The sequence below is a fragment of the Variovorax sp. FW301-JW7 genome (assembly GCF_058788795.1).
This window is the reverse complement of the sequence record NZ_JBYTBC010000022.1, coordinates 37,222-44,080: the sequence shown is the minus strand read 5'-3', so window position 1 is coordinate 44,080 and position 6,859 is coordinate 37,222. Positions and strand designations below refer to the sequence as shown.

The following is a 6,859-nucleotide window of genomic DNA, read 5'->3' as shown; positions in this document are numbered from 1 at the left end:
GCCGTGGTCAACGTGACCGATCGTGCCCACGTTCACGTGCGGCTTGGTGCGGGTGAATTTACCTTTTGCCATTTTTCGACTCCGAAAAAAACGATTTCAACGCATGCAGATGGGTCGCAAGCCTGTCGTTGCAACCCCAGAAAACTGGTGCCCTTTGCGGGAATCGGACCCGCGACCTCTCCCTTACCAAGGGAGTGCTCTACCACTGAGCCAAAAGGGCTTTTGTTCTAACCAAATCGCTTCCGGCGCCGAACCGGGTCTCTGGAGCGGGAGACGGGAATCGAACCCGCGTCATCAGCTTGGAAGGCTGGGGTTCTACCATTGAACTACTCCCGCATCGGGGGCACTTCAAGGCACCCAAAGCGCTAGATCCAATCGCTCTTAGAAACCAAATTCATCGCTGGTGGAGAGGGCTGGATTCGAACCAGCGTACTCGTAAGAGGGCAGATTTACAGTCTGCTGCCATTAACCACTCGGCCACCTCTCCGGCGAACCTCGAAATATAGCACGATTTTGTGACTACACAGGATTCCCAGCAAAAGATGAAGCGTGGAAACCTGCTCGAGGTGTGAAGCCTCTGATTATGAGCGAAGTTCGGAGCCTCCCGACTGCTGCGCCTCACGCCATGCACGGGCTTGGCCAAAATGACCGCAGCCGATGAACGGAACCGGCGGCCGGAGCGCAGAGAGCGGCGACGGATGATTCGACATCAGCACCTTATGGCGCTCAACATCAATCAACGCGCGCTTACTTTGCGCGTGCGAGCCCCATAGCATAAAAACAACAGGTCGTTCGCCCTGTGCCACATGGCGAATCACGGCGTCGGTGAGCACCTCCCAGCCGCGGCCTGCATGGCTGGCCGGCTGGGCTTCCTCGACCGTGAGACAGGTGTTGAGCAACAGCACGCCGTGCGTCGCCCACTTCACGAGGCTGCCGCCCGGGTTCGGAAACGCCGGCGGCGGCGTACCCAGGTCGCGCTGGAGCTCCTTGAAGATGTTGCGCAGCGACGGCGGCAGGGCCACGCCCGACGCCACCGAGAAGGCCAGGCCCTCGGCCTGCCCGCGCCCGTGGTACGGGTCCTGGCCCAGGATCACCACCCGCACGTCCTCCGGCGGCGTGAGTTCGAGTGCGCGCAGCGGCTGCGGCGGAAAGATCACCGCGCCGGCGTCGAGGCGCTCGCGCAGGAAGCCCTGTAGCTTCTGGCCGACCGCGCCAGCAAAGAAATCGTCGACCAGCGGCTGCCAGCCCGGCGCCACCGGCCAGTCGGCAGGATCGCTGCTCGACAGCTGATCCGGCCGCGTCATTTGAACAACGCAGCGAGGGCCTCGCCGGGTTCCTTGGCGCGCATGAAGGCTTCGCCGACCAGGAAGGCGTTGACGCCCGCGGCGCGCAGCGTGGCGACGTCCTCGCGTGTGGCAATGCCCGATTCGGTCACTGGCAGGCGATCCGCCGGCAGCCTGGGCAGCAGATCGATCGTCGCCTGGATCGACACCTCGAAGTTGCGCAGGTTGCGGTTGTTGACGCCGATGAGCGCCGTCTTGAGCTTCAGCGCGCGCTCGAGTTCAGCCGCGTCGTGCACCTCGACCAGCACCGCCATGCCCAGTCCGCGCGCGATGGCTTCGTAGTCCTTCATCTGCGCGTCGTCGAGGCAGGCGGCGATCAGCAGGATCGCGTCGGCGCCCATCGCGCGCGATTCGTACACCTGGTAGGCGTCGACGATGAAATCCTTGCGCAGCACCGGCAGGTCGCACGAGGCGCGCGCCTGCTTGAGGTAGTCGACGCCACCCTGGAAGAACTGCTTGTCGGTCAGCACCGAGAGGCAGGCCGCGCTGACCACGCCGTCGCCCTCGGCATAGCTTTGCGCGATGTCGGCCGGAATGAAGTCTTCGCGTAGCACGCCCTTGCTCGGGCTGGCCTTCTTGACCTCGGCGATCACCGCCGCCTGGCCGGCCGCGATCTTGGCGCGCAAGGCGGCTTCGAAGTCGCGCGTGAGCACGCGGCTTTCGGCGTCGAAGCGCACGGCCTCGAGCGGGGCGCGCTTCAGCGCGGCAGCGACTTCTTGGCGTTTGACGGCGACGATCTTGTCGAGAATGTCTGACATGGCTTGCTCTGCTTTCGGTGGCACGACGGCCTGATTCTCAGAAGGAGGTGGAGGCCTTGACCAGCTCAGTGAGCTTGGCCTTCGCCGCACCGGATGCGATGGCCTGGCGCGCACGCTCCACGCCCGCCGGCACCGAGTCGACCACGTTGGCCGCGTAAAGCGCCGCCCCCGCATTCAGCAGCACGATGTCCAGCGCCGGGCCGGCCTGGTTGTCCAGCACGCCGATCAGCATCGCCTTCGACTGCTCGGGCGTCTCGACGCGCAGCGAGCGGTTGCTCGCCATCTGGAAGCCGAAGTCTTCCGGGTGCAGCTCGTACTCGCGGATCTCGCCGTCCTTGAGCTCGCCGATCATGGTGGCGGCGCCCAGCGAGATCTCGTCCATGCCGTCACGGCCGTAGACCACCAGCGCATGCTCGGCGCCGAGGCGTTGCAGCGCGCGCACCTGGATGCCCACGAGGTCGGGGTGGAACACGCCCATCAGGATGTTCGGTGCGCCGGCCGGGTTGGTCAGCGGGCCGAGGATGTTGAAGATCGTCTTGATGCCGAGTTCCTTGCGCACCGGCGCGACGTTCTTCATCGCCGGGTGGTGGTTCGGCGCGAACATGAAGCCGATGCCGACCTGCGCGATGCACTGCGCGATCTGCTCGGGCTTGAGGTTGATGTTGACGCCCAGCGACTCCAGCACGTCGGCACTGCCCGACTTGCTCGACACGCTGCGCCCGCCGTGCTTGCTCACCTTGGCGCCGGCCGCGGCCGCCACGAACATCGAGCAGGTCGAGATGTTGAAGGTGTGCGAGCCGTCGCCGCCGGTGCCGACGATGTCGACAAGGTTCGTGGTGTCGGCCACGGGCACCTTGGTCGACACCTCGCGCATCACCTCTGCCGCAGCGGTGATCTCGCCGATGGTTTCCTTCTTCACGCGCAGGCCGGTGATCAGCGCGGCCATCATCACGGGCGAACACTCGCCGCTCATGATGAGCCGCACGATGTGCAGCATCTCGTCGTGGAAGACTTCGCGGTGTTCGATGGTGCGCTGCAGCGCTTCCTGGGGGGTGATCATGGGAATGTCTCCTCGGTGTGTGCGTGTAGCCAGACTTCAGGCCTTGAAGAAGCCGCGGATCGCCGCGACTGCGCGGTCGACGCCCGCGGCATCGACATCCAGGTGCGTCACGAAGCGCAGGCGGTACAGCCCGGTCGCAAGGATGCCCTGCTGGTTGAGGCTGGCGAGCAGCTCCGCAGAACGCGCCTGCGCCACCCCCGTGAGATCGACGAACACGATGTTCGTGTGCGGCGCCTCGACGGTCAGGCCCTCGATGCCCTCGAGCCCCTGTGCGAGGCGCTGCGCCAACGCATGGTCGTCGGCCAGGCGGTCGACGTGGTGGTCGAGCGCATGCGAGGCCGCAGCCGCCAGCAGGCCGGCCTGCCGCATGCCGCCGCCCGCCATCTTGCGGATGCGGTGCGCGCGAGCAATGAAGTCACGCGAGCCGACCAGCGCCGAGCCAATGGGTGCGCCCAGGCCCTTGCTGAAGCAGACCGACACGCTGTCGAAGCACTGCGCGATGCGGCGGGCTTCGGCGCGAATGTCGGTTCGCTTGTTCAGCGCGGCCTGCGCGGTGGCGGCATTGAAGAGCCGCGCGCCATCCAGGTGCCGCTGCAGTCCCTTGCTTTTCGCCAGGTCGGTGGCGGCTTGCACGTAGTCGAAGGGCAGCAGCTTGCCGCCCAGCGTGTTCTCCAGCGCCAGCAGCTTGGTGCGCGCGAAGTGCGCGTCGTCGGGCTTGATGGCCGCTTCGATCTGCGCGAGCGGCAGCGTGCCGTCGGGCGCGTGGTCCAACGGCTGCGGCTGCACGCTACCGAACACCGCGGCGCCGCCGCCTTCCCAGCGGTAGGCGTGCGCCTGCTGGCCGACGATGTACTCGTCGCCACGGCCGCAGTGCGACAGGATCGCGCACAGGTTGCTCTGCGTGCCGGTGGGCACGAACAGCGCCGCCTCGAAGCCCAGCAGCGCGGCGATCTTTTCCTGCAACGCGTTCACGCTCGGGTCGGCGCTGAAGACGTCGTCGCCCAGCGGTGCGGCCGCCATGGCCTCGCGCATCGCGGGCGTGGGCTGCGTGACGGTGTCGCTGCGCAGGTCGACGAGGGAGGAGCGGTCGGTCATGGTGATCAGTCCAGGAAGTTCTTGAGCATGGCGTGGCCATGTTCTGTGAGGATCGATTCGGGATGGAACTGCACGCCTTCGATGCGCACGTCATGCGCAAAGCCCGTGTGCCGCACGCCCATGATCTCGCCGTCGTCGGTCCACGCGGTGACAGCCAGTTCTTTCGGGCAGCTCTCGCGCTCGATCGAGAGCGAGTGGTACCGATTGACGATGAACTTCTGCGGCAGCCCCGCGAACACGCCCTCTTGCGTGGTCGTGATCTCGCTGGTCTTGCCGTGCATGAGCTGCTGCGCGCGCACGATCTTGCCGCCGAAGGCCGCACCGATGGCCTGGTGGCCCAGGCACACGCCCAGGATGGGCAGCTTGCCCGCGAAGGCCTCGATGGCCGCCACCGACACGCCCGCCTCGGCCGGCGAGCACGGACCCGGCGACACCACCAGCCGCGTCACGCCCGAAGCGATCAGCGCGCCGATCTGCTCGAGGGTGATCTCGTCGTTGCGGTGCACCTGCACGTCCGCTCCCAGCTCGCCGAAGTACTGGACGATGTTGTAGGTGAACGAATCGTAGTTGTCGATCATCAGCAGTTTCATGGCTTGCTCACAATCCGGTGCACGCCCTTCACGACGGGGAACACGTTGAAGTTGATCAGGAGGCCCAGCTTCAGGCCCGACAGGCGCAATGCGGCCAGCACCTGCGCGCGGTGCAGGTCGGTCAGCACATCGACCGCCTTGAGTTCGACGATGACCGACTGCTCGATCACGAAGCCCGCGCGGTACACCTCGCCGAGCGACCGGCCCTTGTAGCTGGCCGACAGCGCCACGTCGCGCGTGAAGCCGATCTCGCGCTCGGCGAGTTCGATGGCCAGCGCTGCGGCATAGGCCCCTTCGTCGAGCCCCGTGCCGAGCACGCGTTGCACCTCGACGGCTGCGCCGATGATCTCGTGCGAGAAGTCGTTCTGAATGTCGGGTGCGTTGCTCATTCCAGGCCCTCCTCGACCAGTTCGGCGGCACGCAGGAGTGCGCGCGCCTTGGCTTCTGTTTCTTTCCACTCCAGCTCGGGCACCGAGTCGGCGACCACGCCGGCCGCCGCCTGCACGTGCAGCATCTGGTCTTTCACGATGCCGGTGCGGATCGCGATGGCCACGTCCATGTCTCCGGCATAGCTGATGTAGCCGCAGGCGCCGCCGTAGAGGCCGCGCTTGGTGGGCTCCAGCTGGTCGATGAGTTCCATCGCATGCACCTTCGGCGCGCCGGTCAGCGTGCCGGCGGGGAAGGTGGCCTTGAGCACGTCGATGGCGGTCATGCCGTCCTTCAGCGTGCCTTCGACGTTGCTCACGATGTGCATCACGTGGCTGTAGCGTTCCACCGCGAAGGCCTCGGTCACCTTCACGGTGCCGGTCTTGGCGATGCGGCCGATGTCGTTGCGCGCCAGGTCGATCAGCATCACGTGCTCGGCGCGCTCCTTCGGGTCGTTGATGAGTTCCACCTCGGCGGCCTTGTCGAGCTCGATCGACGCGCCGCGCGGGCGCGTGCCGGCCAGCGGGCGGATGGTGATCTTCTGCTCGCCGTCGCCCGTGTTCTCCTGGCGCACCAGGATCTCGGGCGAAGCGCCCACCACGTGGAAGTCGCCCAGGTTGTAGTAGTACATGTAGGGCGACGGGTTCAGCGAACGCAGCGCGCGGTACAGCGACAGCGGTGACTCGGTGTAGCGCTTGCTGATGCGCTGGCCCACCTGCACCTGCATGAAGTCGCCGGCGGCGATCATCTCTTTCGCGCGCTCCACGGCCGCGATGTAGTCGGCCTTGGCAAAGCTGCGCTCGGGCGGGTGCGCCTGCGTGGGCTTCACGACGGGTGCGCTCACCGAGTACTTGAGCTTGTCCTTCAGCTCGCGCAGGCGGCGCTTGCCCACGGCATAGGCCTCGGGCTGCTTCGGGTCGGCGTAGACGATGAGGTAGAGCTTGCCCGAGAGGTTGTCGATGACGGCGAGTTCTTCGCACTGCAGCAGCAGGATGTCGGGGCAGCCCAGCGCATCGGGCGGGCAGCTTTTTTCGAGCTTGCGCTCGATGTGGCGCACGGTGTCGTAGCCGAAGTAGCCGGCGAGGCCGCCACAGAAGCGCGGCAGGCCGGGCCGCAACGCGACCTTGAAGCGCTTCTGGTAGTCGGCCACGAAGTCCAGCGGGTTGCCCTTGGCGGTCTCGACGACCTGCCCGTCGGTCACCACTTCGGTGACAGCCTCGTCGCCGAAGCCCGAGGCACGCAGCAACGTACGAGCGGGCAAACCGATGAAGCTGTAGCGCCCGAAGCGCTCGCCACCGACGACCGATTCGAGCAGGAAGCTGTGCTTGCCGCCGCCCTGCGAATGGGCGAGTTTGAGGTACAGGGAAAGAGGCGTTTCGAGGTCGGCAAAGGCCTCGGCCATCAGCGGGATGCGGTTGTAGCCCTGGGCGCTGAGGCTCTTGAATTCAAGTTCGGTGATCACGGATCGTTCTCCAGTTGCCTGCCGACGCTCCTTTGGCCGGTGGCAAGGTCATTCACGAGAGTGGCCCGATGTCGGCATGCGTGCCGGCTCGGAACCGCGGGCGCACGGCGTGCGCCGCGCAATCA

At 66.1% G+C, this 6,859-nt stretch carries 7 protein-coding genes, 3 tRNA genes and 1 pseudogene; all 11 read right to left on the bottom strand.

From position 1 onward, the window contains the following. Window positions 1–72, bottom strand: a pseudogene (locus AC3WQM_RS31000) (GTP-binding protein); the annotation flags it as partial. A 73-nt stretch (window positions 73–145) separates the two neighbouring features. After that, a tRNA-Thr gene (locus AC3WQM_RS30995) sits at window positions 146–220 on the bottom strand. Between the two features lie 42 nt (window positions 221–262). Beyond that, window positions 263–336 (bottom strand) — tRNA-Gly (locus AC3WQM_RS30990). Window positions 337–401: 65 nt separating this feature from the next. Beyond that, a tRNA-Tyr gene (locus tag AC3WQM_RS30985) sits at window positions 402–487 on the bottom strand. A 94-nt stretch (window positions 488–581) separates the two neighbouring features. Next, on the bottom strand, window positions 582–1,304 hold the full coding sequence (locus AC3WQM_RS30980; protein ID WP_489062761.1) for a uracil-DNA glycosylase: 723 nt from the start codon (window positions 1,302–1,304) through the stop codon (window positions 582–584). Next, a complete protein-coding gene (gene trpC / locus AC3WQM_RS30975; RefSeq protein ID WP_369631091.1) occupies window positions 1,301–2,101 on the bottom strand; it encodes an indole-3-glycerol phosphate synthase TrpC in 801 nt (266 codons plus the stop codon). Before trpC ends, AC3WQM_RS30980 begins: the two co-directional genes overlap by 4 nt. 37 nt (window positions 2,102–2,138) lie before the next feature. After that, window positions 2,139–3,161 carry an anthranilate phosphoribosyltransferase gene (gene trpD / locus AC3WQM_RS30970; protein WP_062479304.1) on the bottom strand — a complete coding sequence of 341 codons (1,023 nt, stop codon included), beginning with the start codon at window positions 3,159–3,161 and terminating at the stop codon, window positions 2,139–2,141. Between the two features lie 36 nt (window positions 3,162–3,197). Then, window positions 3,198–4,256: a low-specificity L-threonine aldolase gene (gene ltaE / locus AC3WQM_RS30965; RefSeq protein ID WP_492683729.1), complete on the bottom strand. Its 1,059-nt coding sequence runs from the start codon at window positions 4,254–4,256 to the stop codon at window positions 3,198–3,200. 5 nt (window positions 4,257–4,261) lie between these two features. After that, entirely contained in the window at window positions 4,262–4,846 is a 585-nt protein-coding gene (locus AC3WQM_RS30960) for an aminodeoxychorismate/anthranilate synthase component II (protein ID WP_489062753.1), read from the bottom strand. After that, window positions 4,843–5,235 (bottom strand): GxxExxY protein, encoded by a 393-nt coding sequence (locus AC3WQM_RS30955; RefSeq protein ID WP_056514741.1) that lies wholly within the window; start codon window positions 5,233–5,235, stop codon window positions 4,843–4,845. Before AC3WQM_RS30955 ends, AC3WQM_RS30960 begins: the two co-directional genes overlap by 4 nt. Then, window positions 5,232–6,734, bottom strand: coding sequence for an anthranilate synthase component I (gene trpE / locus AC3WQM_RS30950; protein WP_492683728.1), 1,503 nt, complete (start codon window positions 6,732–6,734; stop codon window positions 5,232–5,234). Before trpE ends, AC3WQM_RS30955 begins: the two co-directional genes overlap by 4 nt. Window positions 6,735–6,859 lie beyond the last annotated feature (125 nt).

Excerpts from the sequence above, each read along its gene's own strand:
- trpD (WP_062479304.1), bottom strand. The coding sequence starts at position 3,161 with ATGATCACCCCCCAGGAAGCGCTGCAGCGCACCATCGAACACCGCGAA.
- ltaE (WP_492683729.1), bottom strand. The coding sequence starts at position 4,256 with ATGACCGACCGCTCCTCCCTCGTCGACCTGCGCAGCGACACCGTCACG.
- trpC (WP_369631091.1), bottom strand. The coding sequence starts at position 2,101 with ATGTCAGACATTCTCGACAAGATCGTCGCCGTCAAACGCCAAGAAGTC.
- AC3WQM_RS30960 (WP_489062753.1), bottom strand. The coding sequence starts at position 4,846 with ATGAAACTGCTGATGATCGACAACTACGATTCGTTCACCTACAACATC.
- AC3WQM_RS30955 (WP_056514741.1), bottom strand. The coding sequence starts at position 5,235 with ATGAGCAACGCACCCGACATTCAGAACGACTTCTCGCACGAGATCATC.
- AC3WQM_RS30980 (WP_489062761.1), bottom strand. The coding sequence starts at position 1,304 with ATGACGCGGCCGGATCAGCTGTCGAGCAGCGATCCTGCCGACTGGCCG.